General features: G+C 61.9%; 21 protein-coding genes. 11 read left to right on the top strand and 10 right to left on the bottom strand.

Features of this window, described 5'->3' with window-relative positions:
- Window position 1: 1 nt before the first annotated feature.
- The gene (locus CAF76_RS25185) at window positions 2-856 is read right to left on the bottom strand and encodes a MurR/RpiR family transcriptional regulator (RefSeq protein ID WP_007956246.1); all 855 of its coding nucleotides are present in this window, start codon (window positions 854-856) and stop codon (window positions 2-4) included.
- Window positions 857-1176: 320 nt separating this feature from the next.
- Between CAF76_RS25185 and CAF76_RS25180 the strand changes: the two genes are divergently transcribed.
- Window positions 1177-1749 carry a histidine phosphatase family protein gene (locus CAF76_RS25180; protein WP_085648835.1) on the top strand — a complete coding sequence of 191 codons (573 nt, stop codon included), beginning with the start codon at window positions 1177-1179 and terminating at the stop codon, window positions 1747-1749.
- The gene (gene cobF, locus CAF76_RS25175; protein WP_085648836.1) at window positions 1746-2501 is read left to right on the top strand and encodes a precorrin-6A synthase (deacetylating); all 756 of its coding nucleotides are present in this window, start codon (window positions 1746-1748) and stop codon (window positions 2499-2501) included. Before CAF76_RS25180 ends, cobF begins: the two co-directional genes overlap by 4 nt.
- On the opposite strand, the gene ftrA is transcribed toward cobF, so the two are convergent.
- Window positions 2470-3459: a transcriptional regulator FtrA gene (ftrA, locus tag CAF76_RS25170; protein WP_085648837.1), complete on the bottom strand. Its 990-nt coding sequence runs from the start codon at window positions 3457-3459 to the stop codon at window positions 2470-2472. The two genes, cobF and ftrA, sit on opposite strands and share 32 nt — an antisense overlap.
- Window positions 3460-3559: 100 nt before the next feature.
- Between ftrA and CAF76_RS25165 the strand changes: the two genes are divergently transcribed.
- The 4 genes from CAF76_RS25165 (at window position 3560) to CAF76_RS25150 (ending at window position 7053) form a co-directional block, all read left to right on the top strand.
- On the top strand, window positions 3560-3994 hold the full coding sequence (locus CAF76_RS25165; protein WP_085648838.1) for a rhodanese-like domain-containing protein: 435 nt from the start codon (window positions 3560-3562) through the stop codon (window positions 3992-3994).
- 255 nt (window positions 3995-4249) lie between these two features.
- Window positions 4250-5029 (top strand): ABC transporter substrate-binding protein, encoded by a 780-nt coding sequence (locus CAF76_RS25160; protein WP_085648839.1) that lies wholly within the window; start codon window positions 4250-4252, stop codon window positions 5027-5029.
- Window positions 5030-5157: 128 nt separating this feature from the next.
- Window positions 5158-6270, top strand: a complete 1113-nt coding sequence (locus tag CAF76_RS25155) for a succinylglutamate desuccinylase/aspartoacylase family protein (RefSeq protein WP_085648840.1) — start codon at window positions 5158-5160, stop codon at window positions 6268-6270.
- Window positions 6271-6336: 66 nt separating this feature from the next.
- On the top strand, window positions 6337-7053 hold the full coding sequence (locus CAF76_RS25150; RefSeq protein WP_085648841.1) for an alpha/beta hydrolase: 717 nt from the start codon (window positions 6337-6339) through the stop codon (window positions 7051-7053).
- 3 nt (window positions 7054-7056) lie between these two features.
- Here the strand turns inward: CAF76_RS25150 and CAF76_RS25145 are convergent, their stop codons facing one another.
- Both CAF76_RS25145 and CAF76_RS25140 read right to left on the bottom strand, forming a co-directional pair.
- Window positions 7057-7623 (bottom strand): hypothetical protein, encoded by a 567-nt coding sequence (locus CAF76_RS25145; protein WP_085648842.1) that lies wholly within the window; start codon window positions 7621-7623, stop codon window positions 7057-7059.
- An 87-nt stretch (window positions 7624-7710) separates the two neighbouring features.
- Window positions 7711-8484 carry a hypothetical protein gene (locus CAF76_RS25140; protein WP_064595311.1) on the bottom strand — a complete coding sequence of 258 codons (774 nt, stop codon included), beginning with the start codon at window positions 8482-8484 and terminating at the stop codon, window positions 7711-7713.
- Between the two features lie 147 nt (window positions 8485-8631).
- Between CAF76_RS25140 and CAF76_RS25135 the strand changes: the two genes are divergently transcribed.
- Together CAF76_RS25135 and CAF76_RS25130 are read left to right on the top strand one after the other, a co-directional pair.
- Window positions 8632-9171 (top strand): chalcone isomerase family protein, encoded by a 540-nt coding sequence (locus CAF76_RS25135; RefSeq protein WP_064595315.1) that lies wholly within the window; start codon window positions 8632-8634, stop codon window positions 9169-9171.
- A gap of 76 nt (window positions 9172-9247) precedes the next feature.
- The gene (locus CAF76_RS25130) at window positions 9248-10567 is read left to right on the top strand and encodes an Nramp family divalent metal transporter (protein WP_007956264.1); all 1320 of its coding nucleotides are present in this window, start codon (window positions 9248-9250) and stop codon (window positions 10565-10567) included.
- On the opposite strand, the gene CAF76_RS25125 is transcribed toward CAF76_RS25130, so the two are convergent.
- Window positions 10564-11457 (bottom strand): LysR family transcriptional regulator, encoded by an 894-nt coding sequence (locus CAF76_RS25125; protein ID WP_064595319.1) that lies wholly within the window; start codon window positions 11455-11457, stop codon window positions 10564-10566. The two genes, CAF76_RS25130 and CAF76_RS25125, sit on opposite strands and share 4 nt — an antisense overlap.
- A 115-nt stretch (window positions 11458-11572) precedes the next feature.
- On the opposite strand from CAF76_RS25125, the gene CAF76_RS25120 reads away from it, so the two are divergent.
- A complete protein-coding gene (locus CAF76_RS25120; protein WP_085648843.1) occupies window positions 11573-12175 on the top strand; it encodes an NADPH-dependent F420 reductase in 603 nt (200 codons plus the stop codon).
- 105 nt (window positions 12176-12280) lie between these two features.
- Here CAF76_RS25120 and CAF76_RS25115 read toward each other — a convergent pair whose 3' ends face one another.
- Genes CAF76_RS25115 through CAF76_RS25105 form a run of 3 tightly spaced genes read right to left on the bottom strand, consistent with a single transcriptional unit; the run spans window position 12281 to window position 14862 of the window.
- On the bottom strand, window positions 12281-13462 hold the full coding sequence (locus CAF76_RS25115) for an acetyl-CoA C-acetyltransferase (RefSeq protein WP_085648844.1): 1182 nt from the start codon (window positions 13460-13462) through the stop codon (window positions 12281-12283).
- Window positions 13463-13473: 11 nt separating this feature from the next.
- Window positions 13474-14139 (bottom strand): CoA transferase subunit B, encoded by a 666-nt coding sequence (locus tag CAF76_RS25110; RefSeq protein ID WP_085648845.1) that lies wholly within the window; start codon window positions 14137-14139, stop codon window positions 13474-13476.
- Between the two features lie 24 nt (window positions 14140-14163).
- Window positions 14164-14862: a CoA transferase subunit A gene (locus tag CAF76_RS25105; RefSeq protein WP_007956274.1), complete on the bottom strand. Its 699-nt coding sequence runs from the start codon at window positions 14860-14862 to the stop codon at window positions 14164-14166.
- A gap of 173 nt (window positions 14863-15035) precedes the next feature.
- Here CAF76_RS25105 and CAF76_RS25100 point away from each other — a divergent pair, with 173 nt between their 5' ends.
- Window positions 15036-15926, top strand: a complete 891-nt coding sequence (locus CAF76_RS25100; protein WP_085648846.1) for a LysR family transcriptional regulator — start codon at window positions 15036-15038, stop codon at window positions 15924-15926.
- 172 nt (window positions 15927-16098) lie between these two features.
- Here CAF76_RS25100 and CAF76_RS25095 read toward each other — a convergent pair whose 3' ends face one another.
- Window positions 16099-16953: an NAD-dependent protein deacetylase gene (locus CAF76_RS25095; protein ID WP_085648847.1), complete on the bottom strand. Its 855-nt coding sequence runs from the start codon at window positions 16951-16953 to the stop codon at window positions 16099-16101.
- Window positions 16954-17035: 82 nt separating this feature from the next.
- Entirely contained in the window at window positions 17036-18082 is a 1047-nt protein-coding gene (locus CAF76_RS25090; RefSeq protein WP_085648848.1) for a class I SAM-dependent methyltransferase, read from the bottom strand.
- 308 nt (window positions 18083-18390) lie between these two features.
- Here CAF76_RS25090 and CAF76_RS25085 point away from each other — a divergent pair, with 308 nt between their 5' ends.
- Window positions 18391-19707 (top strand): acetamidase/formamidase family protein, encoded by a 1317-nt coding sequence (locus CAF76_RS25085; protein WP_143491846.1) that lies wholly within the window; start codon window positions 18391-18393, stop codon window positions 19705-19707.
- Window positions 19708-19723: the final 16 nt, after the last annotated feature.

Raw genomic sequence — 19723 nt, 5'->3', positions numbered from 1 at the left:
CTTATTTATCCTCCAGCAAGTGGGTGTCGAAGTCGTTGCGCAGGGCATCGATGCCTTCCAGGCGATCGGCCAGGTCCGGGCAGCGCAAGGTCAGGCAAGCGATCAGTGCTTCAACCTGAGCCAGCGCCGGGACCATGGTGTCGAACGGCGAGGCCGACTCCACCGGGGCGCTGATGATCATGTCGGCCAGTTCGCGCAGCGGCGAGGCATAGATGTCGGTGAACAGCACGACGCGAGCATTGTTGTTTTTCGCGGCGCTGGCCACGCGCAAGGCCTGGGTCTGGTAACGGCGATAGTCGAACACCAGCACCACATCCTGACGTTGCAGGTCGAACAGGCGGTCCGGCAGTTGCGCGTTGTCTTCCAGTGCAAAGCAACCGGGACGCAGCAAGCGCAAATGATTGAGCAGGTAAGTCGCCATCAGACTGCTGAAGCGTCCGCCGAAGCAGTACACCTGGTGCCGGGTGTCGAGCAGCCAGTCGGCGAGAATGCGCACATCTTCCGGTTGGGTCAGGGCCTGGGTTTCAGCCAGTAAATTGTGGCTGTGAGCCAGATAGTGACTCCAGGCGTCGTCCTTGTTCTGATGCGAGCGCGGCTGCAACAGGGTACGCGGCGAGCGCAGGCGATGGTCCATGTCGCTGAGCAGGGCGTCCTGGAATTCGGCGTAACCACCGAAGCCGAGTTTTTTCACCAGCCGCACGATGGTCGGATCGCTGACGCCGGCATGTTCGGCCAGGCGCGCCATCGGGCCAAGCCCGTTGCGTGGATACTGATCGAGCAAGGCGCGAACGACTTTGCGCTCCGACGGCGTCAGGTCAAGGCCGGGGTCGGTGATCAGGTCTCTGAGAGGGGGCATCCGGGCTCCTGCTGGATGGGGTGTTGAATTCGCTTCACAATCCGTTAAAACAGTATTTATGTAACTGACGCTACATGTCTAGCGAATTTTTCGCCGTTTAAACCAAGCCCCAAAATGGGGCGGGAAGCCCGTAACGCAAGGGTTACACGGATGTCGATCAGTCTTGTAGTCCATTGCCCATCGTGGTGTCAGACATTGCCGCTTTCATACGCTCGAGTCGCCCAATCGACTTGCCCGAGGCCTCCCGCTTTACGGCACAATTGCCGCTCTATCCGCGATTGCGCCGATGACCGTCCTGTCTTCCAGCCGAGTGATTCCCCGTGCAGACCACCCGTTTGACATTGATCTGCCATGCCAGAACCGTCGCACAAAAATTGGCGTGTTTTCCTACGAACGAACCTGTTGAAGAAACGGCGCTGGCGTCCTGCTCGCTGGCTTCGCGCTTCGACTCAGCTTCGCGCCTGATTTGCGGCCCGGAACTGCGCACTCGCCAGACGGCGTCGTGGTTTGGCCGTGAAGCGCACATTCATCAGGCCCTGCGTGATTGCGATTGGGGACGCTGGCAAGGTCAGTCGATCAAGGATTTGCAACGGAACGAACCCGAGGCCTTGCAAGCCTGGCTCGACGATCCGCACGCCGCCCCCCATGGCGGTGAGTCGGTGGCGCAGTTGCGTGAGCGGGTCGCCGCGTGGCTGGTTTCACTGCAAGCCACCCCAGGGCACGTGGTGGCGGTTACCCATCCGTTCGTGATTCGTGCTGCATTGATGCAGGTCGTGCAGGGCGAGGCGTTTCACAGCCTTGATGTCGAGCCGCTGGCGGCGGTTGATCTGCGGTTTACCGGGCGCTGGCGGCTACGCTTGTCCGGCATGAATCTGGAAGGAGCAGAGCAATGAAGCGATTGCTGGTGATCGGCATCGGTGCCGGCAACCCGGACTACATCACGATGCAGGCGGTGAAAGCGCTGAATCGGGTGGACGTGTTTTTCCTGATGGACAAAGGCCAGAGCAAGGACAAGCTGATCGACCTGCGGCGAGAAATCTGCGAACGCTACATCACCGATCGTACGTACCGTTTCGCCGAAGCCCACAGCCCGGAGCGCGAGCGCGGCGATGTGGACTACAACGTCAGCGTCGATGATCTGAACCGCGCCAAGCAACAAACCTTCGAGCGGCTGATCAATGACGAATTGTCTGAGGGGCAGTGCGGCGGTTTTCTGGTGTGGGGCGATCCTGCGTTGTACGACAGCACGATTCGGATCCTGCAGGCGATTCTGGCCTCGGGGCGATGTGCGTTTGAATTCGAGGTCATTCCCGGCATCACCAGCGTTCAGGCCTTGGCGGCGCAACACAAGGTGCCGTTGAACACCATCGGCCGCTCGATTGAGATCACCACCGGTCGACGCCTGGCAGCGGGGCAGGTGAGTGACACCGACAGCCTGGTGGTGATGCTTGATGCTGAAGATTCCTACCACCAAGTGGCAGATCAGGAGGCAGAGATTTACTGGGGCGCCTACCTCGGCACGCCGGACGAAATCCTCATCCATGGCAAGCTCAACGACGTTGCCGATGAAATCGAGCGGGTGCGCAAGGCCGCGCGGGCCGAGCATGGCTGGATCATGGACACTTATCTGTTGCGCAAGTCTTGATCTCTCGACCAAAGCGTTCGCGATACACCGACGGCGGCACCCCGACCACGCTGCGAAACGCCACACGAAAGCTTTCCACCGAGCGATAACCGCAGCGCAAGGCGATCTGCTCGGTGTTCTGCGGCGTGCTTTCCAGCAATTCCCGGGCTCGGGCCAGACGTTCGTGTTGCAACCAGGCCTTGGGTGACTGGCCGCTGGCTTCGCTGAATTTGCGCAGGAAGGTGCGTTCGCTCATCGCCGCTTCGCTGGCCAGATCGCGCACCTCCAGCGGTTCGTGCAGGCGCTCGCGGGCCCACTGCATCACACGCGACAGATCGCTGCGCGGGGTCGGGCTGACCGGCGTCGGAATGAATTGCGCCTGACCGCCGGTACGTTGCGGCGACATCACCAGCCGTCGCGCCACCGAGTTGGCGATCTGGGTGCCGAAGTCTCGCGCCACCAGATGCAGGCAGGCGTCGATCCCCGCTGCACTGCCGGCCGAGGTAATCAATTGGCCGGAATCGACGTAAAGCACGTCCGGGTCGACATCAATGGTCGGGAAGCGCTCGGCCAGCTCCGAGGTGTAGCGCCAGTGGGTGGTAGCGCCGTGACCGTCGAGCAGGCCGCTGGCCGCCAGAACAAACACGCCTGAGCAGATCGACAGCAACCGGGCGCCGCGTGAATGGGCGTCACGCAACGCTTCAAGCAAGGCTTCCGGCACCGGCGCATTTCGGTCGCGCCAGCCGGGAATGATGATGGTCCGCGCATCCGCCAACAATTCCAGACCACCGTCCGCCAGCACCTGAATCCCGCCCATCGCGCGCATCGGCCCTTGATCGACCGCCGCAATGCAGTGCGCGTACCACGGGAAATCGAACTCCGGCCGGGCCAGGCCAAAGATCTCCACGGCGATGCCGAACTCGAATGTGCAGAGGCCGTCGTAGGCCAGAATCGCGACCAATCCAGGTGAATCAGGCATTTGGCGGAAAATTCCCGGTGAGTGTCTTGTGCGCCACTGTAGCGACAAGCGGCGGCTCGATAAAGTCTGTTCATCCCCACCGACAACGGAGTGATTCAACATGCCCAGCCTGGTTCGCGAGATTCCTGCAGCGCCTTCGGCCATTGCCCTGATGCATTTCAGCAACCGTCTGACCTTCGAAACCGATTGTTCCGACGTCTTCAGCAGCCAGCAGGCCGGCGAAGTCGACTTTGTGCTGGTGGACGTGCGCGGGCCGCTGGCCTTCGAGCGTGGACATGTCCCCGGGGCGATCAATATTCCCGGGCGTTTGCTGACGGCGGAAGGGTTGGTGGACTACTCGAAAAACACACTTTTCGTGGTTTATTGTGCCGGTCCCCACTGCAATGGTGCCAACAAGGCTGCGGTGAAGCTGGCGGCGTTGGGTTATCCGGTCAAAGAGATGATCGGCGGGGTGACCGGGTGGCTGGATGAAGGCTTTCAGTTGAGTGTCGCGACACCGCGCGTCGCCACCGCGCCGATCGCCTGCGATTGCTGATCGCCGGAGGGTTGCCGCTTCGGCGGCAGCTTTTGTCGGCTTTGTCCTACAACCCTTTGCACCGCTCTGGCGCACACTTTTCCCATGTGATGGCACTCGCCGATTTTCTGTAAGTATTTGTCGCTTAAAAACAATTTGCCCCGTGCGCGCCGCCATAGACTGCCGGCCACGTCGGTTTCTTTGTGCTGCACAGCCCAAGGCCGAACCTGACAATCGAAAGCTGCCAATAAAAGCCTCCGCACACGGGAGTAATAAATGAAAAAGCTGGTTATGTTCGGTGCCCTGGCACTGTCGATGTTGTCCCTGACCGCCGTGGCCGAAGACGCCAAACCGATCCGTATCGGTATCGAAGCCGGTTACCCGCCATTCTCGATGAAAACCCCTGACGGCAAACTGGCCGGTTTCGACGTGGACATCGGCGATGCGCTGTGTGAGCAGATGAAAGTCAAATGCACCTGGGTCGAGCAAGAGTTCGACGGCCTGATCCCGGCGCTGAAAGTGAAGAAGATCGACGCGATCCTGTCCTCGATGACCATCACTGACGACCGCAAGAAAAACGTCGATTTCACCATCAAGTACTACCACACCCCGGCGCGCTTCGTGATGAAGGCCGGTTCCGGCGTGAAAGACCCGCTGGTCGAGCTCAAAGGCAAGAAAGTCGGCGTGTTGCGTGCCAGTACCCACGACCGCTACGCCACCGAAGTGCTGGTGCCGGCCGGTATCGAGCTGGTGCGTTACGGCTCGCAGCAGGAAGCCAACCTGGACATGGTCTCCGGTCGTATCGACGCAATGCTGGCCGACTCGGTCAACCTGAGCGACGGCTTCCTGAAAACCGACGCCGGCAAAGGCTTCGAATTCGTCGGCCCGACCTACGAAGACGCCAAGTACTTCGGCGGCGGCGCCGGTATCGCAGTGCGTAAAGGCGATTCCGCGCTGGCGGAGAAATTCAACGCCGCCATCAACGAAATCCGCGCCAACGGCAAGTACAAGCAAGTGCAGGACAAGTACTTCGACTTTGACGTGTACGGCCATTAATACGCCGTAGAAAAAAGTGGCCCCGTTTGCGCGGTGGCCACTTTTTTTTCGCCCCTGATTTATCCTGTCAGCACATTTTCATTGCGGTCATTGCCCCGGCAGCGACCACAGAATTTCCGGAGTTTCCCATGCAACGCATCGATCATCTTCTGCCCTGGAGCCACCTGGGCAGCGAACGTTCCCTGAGCGTGTTCCGTTACGGCGCCGGCCCGCGCAAGGTTTACATCCAGGCCAGCCTGCACGCCGATGAACTACCGGGCATGCGCACCGCATGGGAACTGAAAAAACGCCTGGCCGAGCTGGAGGGCAACGGCCAGTTGCGAGGTGTGATCGAACTGGTGCCGGTGGCCAACCCGATCGGTCTCGATCAGCACCTGCAAGGCAGCCACATGGGGCGTTTCGAGCTGGGCAGCGGCAAGAACTTCAACCGCTCCTTCGTTGAACTCAGTGCGCCGGTGGCCGAGCGGATCGGCGATCAGTTGGGCAGCGATGCCGAAGCCAACATCACGCTGATCCGCCAGACCATGGGTCAGGTACTCGACGAACTGCCGGCCCCGGCATCGCAACTGGAAGCGCTGCACCGACTGTTGCTGCGCCACGCCTGTGAGGCCGACATCACCCTCGACCTGCATTGCGATTTCGACGCGGCGATTCATATTTACGCCTTGCCGCAACACTGGCCGCAGTGGCAATCCCTGGCCGCTCGACTGAAAGCTGGCGTGGCGCTGTTGTGTGAAGATTCCGGTGGCAACTCGTTCGATGAGTCCTGCTCCACACCGTGGCTGCGCCTGGCACGTATGTTCCCGGGCGCGGCGATTCCACCGGCCAACCTCGCCACCACCCTGGAACTGGGCAGTATGGGCGACACCCGCGTCGATCAGGCTCAGGCCAATTGCGAGGCGATCCTCGGCTTCTTGGCCGAGCAGGGCTTCATCAGCGGCGAATGGCCGAAAGCGCCGGACGAATGCTGCGAAGGCATGCCGTTCGAAGGAACCGAGTATCTGTTCGCCCCGCACCATGGCGTGGTGAGTTTCCTGCGCAATGCTGGGGAATGGGTCGAGCGCGGCGATGCGCTGTTTGAAGTGGTCGATCCGCTGAACGACCGCGTGACCACCGTGCGCGCCGGCACCAGCGGCTTGTTGTTCGCCATCGATCGCGGGCGCTACACCCAGCCGGGCATCTGGCAGGCGAAAGTGGCGGGGCGCGAGCCGATTCGGGTGGGCAAGCTGAGCAACGACTGATATCCCGTCCTCCCGATCACAGTGTTAGGCTCTGCCCCGAACCCTGCACTGTGTGAAGGAAGGCTTATGTTGAAGGTGTTTGCGCTGTTGACGCTGCTGGCGTCCACTGCCGTCCAGGCTCAGACCTCGCTGCAAAACGATCTGCCGCTCAACTACCTGGCCCAGGTGCACCCGGACGCCGAACAGCGTCCGCTGGTGATTTTCCTGCATGGCTATGGCAGCAACGAAGCAGACTTGATCGGTATGAAATTTCAGCTGCCCCAGCAGTACAACTACCTGTCGGTGCAGGCACCGATGGCGTTGGGAGAAGGGCGTTTCCAGTGGTTTCGCAAGAAAGGCGAAGGCGCCTACAACGGCGAGACCGATGATCTGAAGGTCAGCAGCCAGAAACTGCGGGCCTTTATCGCCGCTGCGGCGCAGAAATATCACGCCCAACCGGAGAAGGTGTACCTGATCGGTTTCAGCCAGGGCGCGATGATGACCTACGAGGTCGGACTGCGGCAGCCGGCGGCGGTGGGTGGCATCGCGGCGTTGAGCGGGCGGCTGTTGCCGGTGCTCAAGAGCGAGCTGAAGTCAGAGCAACAGCATCCGCCGCTGGACATCTTCATCGGCCACGGCACGGCGGATGACCGTGTGCCTTACAGCGGTGCCACCGAGGCCGATGCGTTGTTGCAGAAGCTGTCGTACAAACCGCAATTTCATGCCTATCCCGGCGTCGGCCACAGCATCAGTGCGGCCGAGCTTCGGGATTTGAACGACTGGTTGCAGCAACTCAATCCCTGAGCATCACTTTTCCTTGAGGATGGTTTTCACCAGCGCTTCGTGACCGCTCTTGTCGCTGGCCCGGGAAATCACCTGGACCAGCGCCATACGCGTGCCGGAACCGGCCAGCAATGTGGTGTTGAGGGTCTGGCCGCCGCCCTGGGTGGCGGTGCTGTCGACCTGACGCAGACCGAGGCCATTGCCTTTCTGGGTCAGGCTCTTTTCGCTGAGCTTATTGAAGTCCGGCAGGGCTTTGCGCTGGGCGTCGATGAAGTCGGACACCGTGCCGTCGAGGAACGCACTGTCGTTGTCCTTGACGTTGTTGCCTTCGGGAATCTGGTTTTCGGCGGTGATGACCACGGTCTTTGTCGTTTGGTTGGTGTACATCGTGCCCTTGGCACCGGTCGGGCCGGCGGGCAGAGGGTCGGCGACAAAGCCTTTGGGCAGGACAAAACTGAATTTGCCGTCGAGCATCGAGACTTTCTCGGTGACAGCCTTCTCTTTGGCCTTGGCTGCCTGAGCATTGATGGCGCCGAAACCGGCCACCGCCGCCAGCAACAGGACGACGGCTTTCTTGCTAAGCAATGACATTCGAATCTCCGAGGGATGGGTCGCGCTTGGGCGGCGATCATCCCATGGAGGGTGCCTGGCACTCCAGCGCGGTTTGTCCGGTCGGGTTCAGTTCGGCGATGGCGCCGGCGCCGGTTTGGCCAACAGCTGCCGAGTGACGCCGAGCATCGCCACCGAAACGGCCACCGCCACCACGAAACCGCCGAAGCCCAGGTTCGGAACGGTCAGCGCCAACACCAGACAAAACGCCGAAAACGAATACATCCCCGTCGCCGTCGCGCGCAACAACGCGGCGGTAAACGCTGGGCCACGGGTCTGTTGGGAAAACACCGCCATCACACTGCCCAACACCGGAAACACCGCGAGCAGACCGCTCCAGCGTTCGCCGACGGTGCTGGCCAGCATCGTCACCACCAGCGTGAGCGCGGCCCCGGCGATCATCCGCCAGACCAGTTTGTCCGATTTCGGCGCCGGACCCCTGACCACCGGTTGCACCTTGGGAAACAGGTACGGCGCGGAAAGTAGGGCGGTCGCAGCAGCGGCGACCGAGAAGGGTAACGACGCCGGAGTCAGCGACAGAATCAGCGCCAGCACGGCCCAGACCGATAAAGAAACTATCAATGCCAGCGGCCAGTTCGCCCGCTGCGCCACCTGCGCATAAGTGACACAAAACGCGATCATCGCAAACATGGCCGACAGCGCCGCGACCGCCGATTGCGCGGCAAACGCCGGCCCTTGCTCGATGGCGAGGAAAAACAGAATCGGCCCGACCACCACCGGCAATCCCGACAGCCACCCGGCGACGCTGGGGCCCCAGCGCTTGCCCGCGAGGGAAATCAGCAGCAGGAAACCGGGAATCAGCAGCAGTTTGAGGATCAGCACGCAGGTGTCTCCGTCGGGTCAATGAGGGCCACGTTAGCATTGTCATTAGCGGATTGCTGCATATGCATGCAATAAATGTATACAAAATCATGGGTGTGATTGCCGACTATGCTCTGGGTATCAGGGTTTACCGGAGTCGATGCCGCGATGAGCAGTACACCGAAGGTGTTGCGTGGATGCTGCGGGATAGGCTTGTGGGCGTTGTTGCTGACCCCCACCTGGGCCAGTTGGCAAGACGTGGTGCCCGGTGCGCAAATCATTGGCACCGGCGATTTCAGCATTTTCGGTTTCGACGTTTACAACGCCCGGTTGTGGAGCGCCGCGCGTCCATTGGCCGATGGTCAGCCCTTCGCCCTGGAGCTGATCTACCGGCGCAGCGTGTCCCGCGAAGATTTGGTCAAAGCCAGCGTCGACGAGATCAAACGCCTGGCAGGCTCCTCCATCAGTTCTGCGCAACTGGCGGTGTGGCAGGCCCAGATGCAGCAATCGTTCGTCGACGTGCAGGCCGGCACGCGGATCACCGGGGTGTATCTGCCGGGGCAGGGCGCGCGGTTCTTTGTTGGCCAACAGTTGCAGCACGAGATCAACGACCCGTTGTTCGCCCAGGCTTTTTTCAACATCTGGCTGGATCCACGCACGCGCAATCCCGAACTGCGCCGGCAATTGCTGGGTACTGCCCAACCTTGAACGCAGCACATCGGCGCTTGGGCCTGCCGACTGAAACGTCTAAGCTGCGCCTTTCGACTTGTTTCTGGATGTGTTTGTGAAGTTCAGCTTGCCCAAAATCGCCACGGCGCCGTTCTGCCCGCCGGAAGTGGCCGGAAGTGTCCCGGTCGATCCCAACGCCTCGTTCTTCAAACGCGTGCTGCGCTTTGCCGGCCCCGGTTTGCTGGTGTCGATCGGCTACATGGATCCGGGCAACTGGGCCACCGCCATCGAGGCCGGTTCGCGTTTCGGTTACAGCTTGCTGTTCGTGGTGTTGCTGGCGAGTCTGGCGGGCATGGTTGTGCAATGCCTGTGCTCGCGGCTGGGCATCGCCACCGGGCGCGATCTGGCGCAGCTTTCCCGCGAACGCTACAGCACTCCGACGGCGCGGCTGCAATGGGTGCTGGCGGAAATCTCGATCATCGCCACTGACCTTGCGGAAGTACTCGGCTGTGCGCTGGCATTTCACCTGTTGCTCGGCTGTTCGCTGACGTTCGGCATCGCCCTGACCGCATTCGATACGTTGCTGGTGTTGGCCCTGCAAAACCGCGGTTTCCGCCGGCTGGAAGCGATCATGCTGGTGCTGGTGGGCACTATCGGCGCGTGTTTCTTCGTTGAATTGCTGTTGATCAAACCGTACTGGCCGGACGTCGCCCAAGGCTTCAAACCCTCACTGTCGGCGATCAGCGATGCCGCGCCGTTGTACCTGGCCATCGGCATCCTTGGCGCCACGGTGATGCCGCACAACCTGTACCTGCACACCTCGATCGTGCAGACACGGCTGATCGGCAAGGATCTGGCCAGCAAGCAGGACGCGGTAAAACTGGCGCGTATCGACACCATCGGTTCGCTGGCGCTGGCGTTGTTGGTCAACGCGGCGATCCTGATTCTCGCGGCGGCCGCCTTTCATCAGTCCGGACACACCGACGTGGTCGACATCCAGGACGCCTATCACTTGCTCGATCCGCTGGTGGGCGGCGCGCTGGCCAGTGTGCTGTTCGGCGTGGCGCTGCTGGCTTCGGGGCAGAGTTCGACCTTCACCGGCACCATCGCCGGGCAAGTGATCATGGAAGGCTATCTGAACCTGCGGATCCCTTGCTGGCAGCGACGTCTGATCACCCGTGGGCTGGCGCTGATCCCGGCGTTCATTGGCGTGTGGCTGATGGGCGACGGCGCGGTGGGCAAGTTGCTGGTGTTGAGCCAAGTGGTGCTGAGCCTGCAATTGCCGTTTGCGCTGTATCCGCTGATTCGCATGACCAACGACAAACAACTGATGGGGCCGTTTGTGAATCGGTTGCCAACCAAGGTTCTCGCGTGGGGATTGTTTGTGGTGATCAGCGGCGCGAATGCGTGGCTGATTCTGCAGCTAGCGGCCTAGCGGCCAAACGCTTCGACCACAAAATCAATGAACACCCGGGTCTTGGCCGGCAGCAAGGTACGGCTCGGGTAGTACAGCGAAATCGCGCCGGCATCGCATTGCCAGTCGGGCAACAGTCGCACCAGTTCACCGCGTTCGATCTGCGCGCTGACATCGGGCAGCACCAGCATCGTCACGCCTAAGCCCAGCAGCGCAGCCTTGCGCATGGCCATCGGGTCATTCAGGACGATGTTCGGGTTGAGCAGGGCGCTGGCCTGTTCGCCGGCTTCGTTGTGCATCTGCCATTGGCGCAGGCGCCCGGTGCGCAGGCCGCGCATGACGATGCCGTGGTGATCGGCGAGATCGGCCGGATGTCGCGGCAGTGTGCGGCCCGCCAGATACGCCGGCGACGCCACCGCCAGCACTTCGGCGGACGACAATGGCCGGGCGACCACGCCGGGCGTCAGCTCGAATCCGCCACCAATCGCCACGTCGTAGCCCTCGGCGATCAAGTCCACTTGGCGGTTCTCGAAATGCCATTCCGGGCGAATCAGCGGATAACGCGCCAGAAACTCTGGCAGCAGCGGCAGCATGTGATCGATGCCGAATGTCGGCGGCAGGCTGATCTTGAGCACACCCGCCGGTTCGCCGCGCTCGGTCGCCACCGTGGCAATCGCTGCCTGCAAGGCGTCGAGGTTGCCGCCGATGCTCGCCAGAAAACCTTCACCGGCCTCAGTCAGCGACAGCTTGCGGGTCGAGCGCTGAAACAGCCGCACGCCGAGGTTGCGCTCAAGGATCGCCACGTTGCGACTGACCGCCGCCGGAGTCAGCGCCAGTAACCGAGCGGCGGCGGAGAAGCTGCCGGTCTCGGCGCTGCGGACGAAGGATTCGAGATTGGCGAGGGTTTCCATGGATTTCGACCTGATAGTGATACTTGAAGATCATTCAAGGCATTACCGGCTAATCAAGTGGGAATGGCAAGCGCAAGATTCGTTTCGAGTCTTACCCCACTTTGAGGAGAACACCATGAGCACTATCGGAATCATCGGCGCTGGCGCCATCGGTTCAGCGTTTGCCAAAGCCTTGTCGCGTCAGGGCATCCCGTTGGTCATCGCCAACAGTCGCGGGCCGGAGACCCTGGCTGAACTGGTCGCAGAACTCGGCCCGACTGCCCGTGCCGTTACCCGTGAAGAAGCGGCGGCCCAGGACATCGTGCTGGTCGCGGTGAACTGGTCGAAACTGCCGACGGCACTGGCCGGGCTGCCGGACTTCGGCGGGCGGATCGTCATCGACGCCAACAACTCGATTGAAGCGCCATCGTTCAAACCGGTGGACTTGCAGGGTCGACCTTCCAGCGAAGTGTTCGCCGAGTGGGTGCCGGGCGCGCGGGTGGTCAAGGCGTTCAACCATTTGCTGGCGCGTTTGCTGGAAGCGGATCCGGCGTCGGAGGGCGGCAAGCGTGTGTTGTTCCTGTCCGGGGATGATGCGCAGGCCAAGGCTGAAGTGGGTGCGCTGATCGATCAGCTCGGCTTCTTCGGTATCGATCTGGGCGAATTGAGCGTGGGCGCGCGGCTGTTGCAGTTCCCGGGCGGGCCGTTGCCGGTGCTGAATCTGGTGAAGTTCGCCTGACGGTCGGGCAAAAAAATACCCGGTGCGACGTGAGTCGTACCGGGTTTGTTGCCAACGGGCCATGGATGTCGTGGATCCACTGCCCGCTGTTGAACCTCTTTGCGCTTACGCGCGTTCCAGCGCCAGGGCCACGCCTTGGCCGCCGCCGATGCACAGGGTCGCGAGACCCTTTTTCGCATCACGCTTGATCATTTCGTGCAGCAACGTCACCAGCACACGGCAGCCCGACGCACCGATCGGGTGACCGAGGGCGATGGCGCCGCCGTTGACGTTGACCTTATCCAGATCCCATTGCAGATCCTTGGCCACCGCCAGCGATTGCGCGGCGAAGGCTTCGTTGGCTTCGATCAGGTCGAGTTGGCCGATGCTCCAGCCAGCCTTGTCCAGGCAGCGGCGAGTGGCGGAAACCGGGCCAATGCCCATGATCGCCGGGTCGACGCCGGCGTTGGCGTAGGCGGCGATTTTCGCCAGGACCGGCAGGCCCAGGGCCTTGGCTTTTTCGGCGCTCATCAAAATGACCGCAGCTGCGCCGTCGTTCAGCGACGAAGCGTTGCCGGCGGTGACGCTGCCGTCCTTCTTGAAGGCCGGACGCAGTTTGGCCAGGGATTCGGCGGTGGTGTCGCCGCGTGGTTGCTCGTCGACCTTGAATGCCAGCGGATCGCCTTTGCGCTGCGGGATCAGGATCGGGGTGATTTCATCGACAAAACGACCGGCCTCGATGGCTGCGGAGGCTTTCTTTTGCGACGCGGCAGCGAAGGCGTCTTGCTGTTCGCGGCTGATCTCGTATTTCTCGACCAGATTCTCGGCGGTGATGCCCATATGGTAATCGTTGAACGCATCCCACAGGCCATCGCTGATCATGGTGTCGACGATTTGTGCGTGACCCATGCGCAGACCGGTGCGCGCGCCCGGCATCACATAGTTGGCCAAGCTCATGTTTTCCTGGCCTCCGGCGATGATCACGTCCGCGTCGCCGCAACGGATCGCCTGGGCGCCGAGGTGCAGGGCCTTGAGGCCCGAACCGCAGACCTTGTTCAAAGTCATGGCCGGTACGGCGTGGGGCAGGCCGGCCTTGATCGCCGACTGGCGCGCCGGGTTCTGGCCGGCGCCGGCGGTCAGCACCTGGCCCATGATCACTTCATCGACCTGAGCACCGTCCAGGCCGGTCTGCTCAAGCAACTGGCGGATGACCGCTGCGCCCAGATCCACGGCGGAGACAGTGGCCAGCGAACCCTGGAAACTGCCGATCGCGGTACGCGTGGCGGCAACAATGACGACGTCTTGCATTTTCGAATTCCTCACTCGGCAGCGAACTGCATTTCTGGTACGTGATCCGGGACGATCAGCTTACCAGCGGTTTTGGCGACGATTTCCTCGACGCTGACGCCAGGTGCGCGTTCCTTGAGGACAAAAGCGCCATTTTCGATTTCCAGGTAGGCGAGGTCGGTCAGCACGCGCTTGATGCAACCGGCGCCGGTCAGCGGCAGGCTGCACTGGCTCAGCAACTTGGACTCACCGTCCTTGGACGCGTGGGTCATGATAACGATGATGTTGTCGGCGCCGGCCACCAGGTCCATCGCGCCGCCCATGCCCTTGACCAGTTTGCCGGGGATCATCCACGAGGCGATGTTGCCTTGCACGTCCACTTCGAAGGCGCCCAGCACGGTCAGGTCGACGTGGCCGCCGCGGATCATTGCGAAGGATTCGGCCGAGGAAAAGATCGAAGCGCCGATCCGTGCGGTCACGGTTTGTTTGCCGGCGTTGATCATGTCGGCGTCGATGGTGTCTTCAGTCGGAAAAGGGCCCATGCCGAGCAGGCCGTTTTCCGATTGCAGCATGACTTCCATGCCTTCGGGGATGTAGTTGGCGACCAGGGTCGGAATGCCGATGCCGAGGTTCACGTAGTAGCCGTCCTGCATTTCGCGGGCGACGCGTTGAGCCATTTGTTCGCGGGAAAGTGCCATGTTCTTGTTCTCCGTCAGCCTGGATTATTTGCGGATGGTGCGTTGTTCGATGCGTTTTTCGAACGTGCCGCAAATGACCCGGTCGACGTAGATGCCGGGCGTGTGGATGTGTGCCGGATCCAGCTCGCCGGGTTCGACGATTTCTTCGACTTCGACCACGGTGATCTTGCCGGCGGTGGCGGCCAGCGGGTTGAAGTTCTGCGCGGTGTGGCGGTAGATGACGTTGCCGAAGTGGTCGGCTTTCCAGCCTTTGACGATGGCGAAGTCGCCGGTGATGGATTCTTCCATCAGGTACTTGCGACCGTGGAATTCACGCACTTCCTTGCCTTCGGCGACCGGGGTGCCGACGCCAGTGGCGGTGAAGAACGCCGGAATACCGGCGCCGCCGGCGCGCATTTTTTCGGCGAGGGTGCCTTGCGGGGTCAGGACGACTTCGATGTCGCCTTTGAGCAGTTGCTCTTCGAACAGTTTGTTTTCGCCGACGTAGGAGGCGACCACCTTGCTGATCTGGCGGTCGGTCAGCAGCACGCCGAGGCCGAAGCCATCGACGCCGCAGTTGTTGGAGACGACGGTGAGGTCGCGGGTGCCCTTGCGCTTGATCTCGGCGATCAGGTTTTCCGGAATGCCGCACAGGCCGAAGCCGCCGGCGATCACGGTCATGCCGTCTTCAAGACCTGCCATGGCTTCCTCGTAGGAATACACGCGCTTGTCGAAACCTGCCATATGCACCTCTTTTATTGTTTGTCGGGCGGCTGGCTAGCCGAATGGCTGGAGTGTCGCGCTGAAGGATATATTTGTTAAGTTGATTTTTAAGGTTGATTGATTGATAAAGCTCATTAAATGTCCGCCTTGGTCGGCGGACGGATGTTCAGCTTAGTCCGTCGAGTAACACAACCATGACCATCAAGCAGATCCGCGCCTTTCTCGCCGTGGCCCAGAGCCTGAGCTTCGCCGTGGCCTGCGAGCGTCTGCACCTGTCGCAGTCGGCACTGAGCCTGACCATCAAGGCGCTGGAAGAAGGCCTGGGCGGGCGCCTGTTCAGTCGCAACACGCGCAACGTGGCGCTGACCCCGGAAGGCGAATCGCTGCTGCCGCTGGCCCGGCGCCTGATCGCCGATTGGGACAACGCCGAAGACGAAATGCGCCAGCGCTTCAGCCTGCAGCGCGGGCGGGTGACGCTGGCGGCGATGCCGTCGTTTGCCGGCAACCTGCTGCCGCCGATTCTCAAGACCTTCCGCGCGCGTTATCCGAACGTCAACGTCACGGTCAACGACGTGATCAACGAGCAAGTGCTGGAAATGGTCCGTGACCGCCAGGTCGAACTCGGCGTGGCCTTCGAGCCGATGCAGAACACCTCGCTGACGTTCACGCCGCTTTACCGTGATCGTTTCGTCGCCGTGGTGCCGCAGGATTCGCCGCTGGCTGATCGCAGTGACATTGATTGGCAGACCTTGCTGCAGGAGCCGTTCATCACCCTGCAACGACCGTCCACGGTGCGTGTGATGCTGGAAGAACACTTGCAGGCTCGAGGGATGAAACTGCCGGTGGAATTTGAAAGCCATCAACTGGCGACGGTCGGGCGGATGGTGGCGAGCGGGCTGGGCGTCAGTGCGGTGCCAGCCTTGTGTGCCGGGCAGATGCGCGAACTGGGTGCGCATTGCCTGACCTTGCACGAACCGGTGGTGGAGCGTGCGATTGGCGTGCTGACGGATCCGGGGAATGAATTGTCGGCGGCGGCGCAGGCGCTTTTTGACATTCTCAGGGCTGAGGACTTTGAGTGTCAGTGAGTCCGCTACCCCCTCACCCCAACCCTCCCGAAACGTCGGACCGCCCCCAAGGGGGCGAGGGGGAAAGGAAGCCGATCTTCATGCTTTCCGAAACCTGAGTTCGACTCGATATTTCAGGTCGGTGTAACTCGAATATTCAACTCGGTCAGTTCCCTCTCCCTCCGGGAGAGGGCTAGGGTGAGGGCGAGGATCTCAAGCCTGCCGCCAACAGCGGCAACAACGCCTCACAAGAGCCCTCAATCTTCAAATCCAGCAACTCATCCGCCCGCGTCTTCCCCAGGTTGATCGCAATCAGCGGCTTGCCCCGATCCGCAATCACCCGGCACAGGCGAAACGCCGAATACGCCATCAGCGACGAACCGACCACCAGCATCCCGGCGGCATTTTCCGCCAGCGCCATGGCCCGCGCCGCCGTCGGCTGTGCCACGTTCTCCCCAAAAAACACCACGTCCGGTTTCATCCGCTCGCCTGCGCAATGCGGGCAATGCGGCACCTGAAAGCGCGCCTCGAAAGCCGGATCGAGCAGGGTGTCTCCGTCCGGTGCCTGCACAGCATCGACGCCCGCCAAATACGGGTTCTGCGTTTCCATAAGTTGCTGAATCGAATCCCGCTCGCTGCGCTGACCGCAATCCAGACACAGCACCCGGTGCAGGCTGCCGTGCAGTTCGATGACGTCGTGACTGCCGGCCTGATCATGCAGGGTGTCGACATTTTGGGTAATCAAACCGCCGATCCGGCCGTGGCTTTGCAGACTGGCCAGCGCCTCATGGGCGGCGTTCGGCTGCGCCTGACGTACACGCGGCCAGCCGAGCATGGCCCGGGCCCAATAGCGCCGACGCGACTCCGGGGCGGCGAGGAATTCCTGGTACATCATTGGCTGCCGGCCACGGCGCACACCGTCGCTGTCGCGGTAATCCGGAATGCCCGACGGCGTACTGATGCCGGCGCCGGTCAGCACAATAAAGTCGCCATCGGCCATGATTTGTTGCAGAGAGTCGAGCGGTTCGGGGAGGGGACGGTCGAGCATGATCAGCGCTCCGCAGGCTGTAAGTGCCTTGCAGGTTAGCACCGACAGACGCCTCTTTTCAGAGGCGTCCGCTGCCCGGCGGTTACTTGCGTGCCTCCAGGATCAGGTTGAACGGCGTCTGCGTCGCCCGTCGGAAGTGTTTGAAGCCCGCTTCGGTAAATACCTTGCGCAGGCGCAACTCGCCGGCCTGCGCACCGAGGCCTAGGCCCACTTCCTGGGACAGCGAATTTGGTGTGCAGATGAACGTTGACGCTGCATAAAACAAGCGCCCGACCGGTGTGATGTTTTCGTCCAGGGTGTCGTTGGCAAACGGCTCGACCAGCAGCACCGTGCCGTCGTCTTTCAGGGATTCAAAGGCGTGTTTGGCAGCGCCGACCGGATCGCCCATGTCGTGCAGGCAGTCGAAATAGCAGATCAGGTCATAGTCATCGCCGGGGTAGCTTTTCGCCGTGCCCTGGAAGAACCGCGCGCGACTGCTGACGCCGCCTTCTTCGGCCCGTTGGGTGGCGACGGTGATCGAAGGCGCGTGATAGTCGTAGCCGACGAATCGCGAGTTGGGATAGGCCTGGGCCATGATTACCGTGGATGCACCGTGACCGCAGCCGATGTCAGCGACCTTGGCGCCTGCTTCGAGTTTGGCCACCACGCCGTCCAGCGCCGGCAGCCACTCGGCGATCAAATGCCCCTTGTAACCGGGACGAAAGAAGCGCTCGGTACCGGTGAACATGCACGGATGGTGATCGCCCCAGGGCAGGGCGCCGTTGCCGCGCATGGCTTTGACCAGTTTGTCCTTGTCATGGAAAAACGACGCCACCACGCCAAGCCCGCCGGCCACGTACACCGGCGAGTCTTCCTTGGCCAGGGCCAGCGCCTGTTCTTCCGGCAGACGGAATTTGCCGTCGAGGTGTTCCATGTAGCCGGACGCCGCATGGGCGCTCAGCCATTCGCGCACCAGTCGCGGGTTGCAGGTGGTTTTTGCAGCGAGGGATTCAGGGCTGATCGGCTGACTGTCGGCCATTGCCCGATAGAGGCCGAGTTCTTCGCCGACAATGACATTGGCCAGCATCGCCGCGCCGCCCATGTCGTTGACCAGTTTGCCCATGAATTCGTTGAGTCTGGCCTCGTCCATTTCATGTGCTCCATTGACAGGATCACAGTCCGGTGGCGTTGGGTGTCGAGGCATTCACCACCGGGCGGTGGTCGTGGAAACGGGCAGGGCGACACTGCTGTCCTGCGTCCCCCTCGACTGGGTACTGATTGAGTCTAGCCGCTGTTGGCGCCGGTGGGAGCGGGCTGCGTGGATTTCGAGGCTTGTATCGTTGTGTATCGCGACGGTGCGTGGATACACAGACCGACCATTGCAGCGTTGGCCGGACACAGCGCCGATACAAACCTGCGTTGAACTGAGCCGCCCAGCCTGCCAACGAGGTGATTTCCATGAGCGCTCCCATTCAGCTGTCCGTCGAACGGCTGCACGTCAACCAGTACACCAACGGCCTGATCGGCCCAGGCCAGACGATGCGCGGCCCGCTGGCCGACGGCGGCACGCTGGTCACGGGGACGCCGCCGGGGTGCTGGGGGCCGATGATCACGCCGTCATTCGAGGGCGGCCATGAAGTGACGCAACCGGTGTACATCGAAGGCGCCGAGGTCGGCGATGCGGTAGCGATCAAGATCAAACGCATGCAGGTCACGTCCCACGCCACGTCGTCAGGAGTGATGAGTTTTGTTGAAGGGCGATATCACGGCGATCCGTTCGTCGCCAAATACTGCAGCCAGTGCGGCACCGAACACCCGGCGAGCCATGTGGAGGGGATCGGCGAGGAGGCGATTCGCTGCAACCATTGCGGCGCCGAAGTCAGTGCGTTTCGCTTCAGCCACGGTTACGTGATCGTGTTCGACGCCGAGCATCAGGTCAGCCTGACGGTCAACCAGGACGTGGCGGATCGACTGGCCGGCAAGGCGTCGCAAATGTCCGCATTGCCGGAAATGGCGGCGCAGCACTCGATTCTGTCCCTGGCACGCGCCGACATGCCCGGCGTGGCGGCTCACATGCGGCCGTTTCTCGGCAACATCGGCACCACTCCGTCGCGGGATCTGCCGGACTCGCACAACTGCGCCGATTTCGGCCAGTACCTGATCGGCGCCCCGCACCGCTTCGGCATGACCCGCGAAGAACTGCACGCGGCCAAGACCGACGGCCACATGGACACCAACTCGATCCGCGAGGGTTGCGTGCTGATCTGTCCGGTCAAGGTGCCGGGCGCCGGGGTGTACATGGGCGACATGCACGCGCAGCAGGGCAACGGCGAAATCGCCGGCCACGCCACCGATTGCTCGGGGGAAACCGAGGTACAGGTGCATGTGATCAAGGGCCTGACTCTGGAAGGGCCGATCCTGCTGCAGAACCTCGATGATCTGCCACCGATGGCCCGGCCGATGAACGCCGAGCAACTGCGCCATGTCCGCGAACTCGGCGCCCGGTGGGGTCAGCACGACATTCAGGCCACCGGGCCGATCACCTTCATCGGCAGCGGTGAAAACCTCAACGTCGCGGTGGAGAACGGCCTGCAACGGGCCGCCGCCGTCACCGGCCTGCCATACGATGAAGTGCTCAACCGCGCGACCATCAACGGTTCGATCGACATCAGCCGTTTGCCTGGCACGGTGCGGGTAACGTTCCTGTGCCCGATGGACGTGCTCGATCGCCTCGGCATTGGCGACCTGGTCCGCGAGAAGTACGACCTCGCGTAACTCGCCGCTCACCAAG

This window comes from Pseudomonas sp. B40(2017), from assembly GCF_002112855.1.
In the GTDB taxonomy this organism is placed as follows: Bacteria; Pseudomonadota; Gammaproteobacteria; order Pseudomonadales; family Pseudomonadaceae; genus Aquipseudomonas; species Aquipseudomonas pharyngis.
Note: the sequence above shows the minus strand (reverse complement) of the source record. Positions and strands in the feature narration are given on the sequence as shown.

Excerpts from the sequence above, each read along its gene's own strand:
- CAF76_RS25095 (WP_085648847.1), bottom strand. The coding sequence starts at position 16,953 with ATGCTCGACCGTCCCCTCCCCGAACCGCTCGACTCTCTGCAACAAATC.
- CAF76_RS25090 (WP_085648848.1), bottom strand. The coding sequence starts at position 18,082 with ATGGACGAGGCCAGACTCAACGAATTCATGGGCAAACTGGTCAACGAC.
- CAF76_RS25115 (WP_085648844.1), bottom strand. The coding sequence starts at position 13,462 with ATGCAAGACGTCGTCATTGTTGCCGCCACGCGTACCGCGATCGGCAGT.
- CAF76_RS25110 (WP_085648845.1), bottom strand. The coding sequence starts at position 14,139 with ATGGCACTTTCCCGCGAACAAATGGCTCAACGCGTCGCCCGCGAAATG.
- ftrA (WP_085648837.1), bottom strand. The coding sequence starts at position 3,459 with ATGCCTGATTCACCTGGATTGGTCGCGATTCTGGCCTACGACGGCCTC.
- CAF76_RS25185 (WP_007956246.1), bottom strand. The coding sequence starts at position 856 with ATGCCCCCTCTCAGAGACCTGATCACCGACCCCGGCCTTGACCTGACG.
- CAF76_RS25150 (WP_085648841.1), top strand. The coding sequence starts at position 6,337 with ATGTTGAAGGTGTTTGCGCTGTTGACGCTGCTGGCGTCCACTGCCGTC.
- CAF76_RS25100 (WP_085648846.1), top strand. The coding sequence starts at position 15,036 with ATGACCATCAAGCAGATCCGCGCCTTTCTCGCCGTGGCCCAGAGCCTG.
- cobF (WP_085648836.1), top strand. The coding sequence starts at position 1,746 with ATGAAGCGATTGCTGGTGATCGGCATCGGTGCCGGCAACCCGGACTAC.
- CAF76_RS25145 (WP_085648842.1), bottom strand. The coding sequence starts at position 7,623 with ATGTCATTGCTTAGCAAGAAAGCCGTCGTCCTGTTGCTGGCGGCGGTG.
- CAF76_RS25125 (WP_064595319.1), bottom strand. The coding sequence starts at position 11,457 with ATGGAAACCCTCGCCAATCTCGAATCCTTCGTCCGCAGCGCCGAGACC.
- CAF76_RS25105 (WP_007956274.1), bottom strand. The coding sequence starts at position 14,862 with ATGGCAGGTTTCGACAAGCGCGTGTATTCCTACGAGGAAGCCATGGCA.
- CAF76_RS25135 (WP_064595315.1), top strand. The coding sequence starts at position 8,632 with ATGAGCAGTACACCGAAGGTGTTGCGTGGATGCTGCGGGATAGGCTTG.
- CAF76_RS25165 (WP_085648838.1), top strand. The coding sequence starts at position 3,560 with ATGCCCAGCCTGGTTCGCGAGATTCCTGCAGCGCCTTCGGCCATTGCC.
- CAF76_RS25160 (WP_085648839.1), top strand. The coding sequence starts at position 4,250 with ATGAAAAAGCTGGTTATGTTCGGTGCCCTGGCACTGTCGATGTTGTCC.
- CAF76_RS25155 (WP_085648840.1), top strand. The coding sequence starts at position 5,158 with ATGCAACGCATCGATCATCTTCTGCCCTGGAGCCACCTGGGCAGCGAA.
- CAF76_RS25120 (WP_085648843.1), top strand. The coding sequence starts at position 11,573 with ATGAGCACTATCGGAATCATCGGCGCTGGCGCCATCGGTTCAGCGTTT.
- CAF76_RS25085 (WP_143491846.1), top strand. The coding sequence starts at position 18,391 with ATGAGCGCTCCCATTCAGCTGTCCGTCGAACGGCTGCACGTCAACCAG.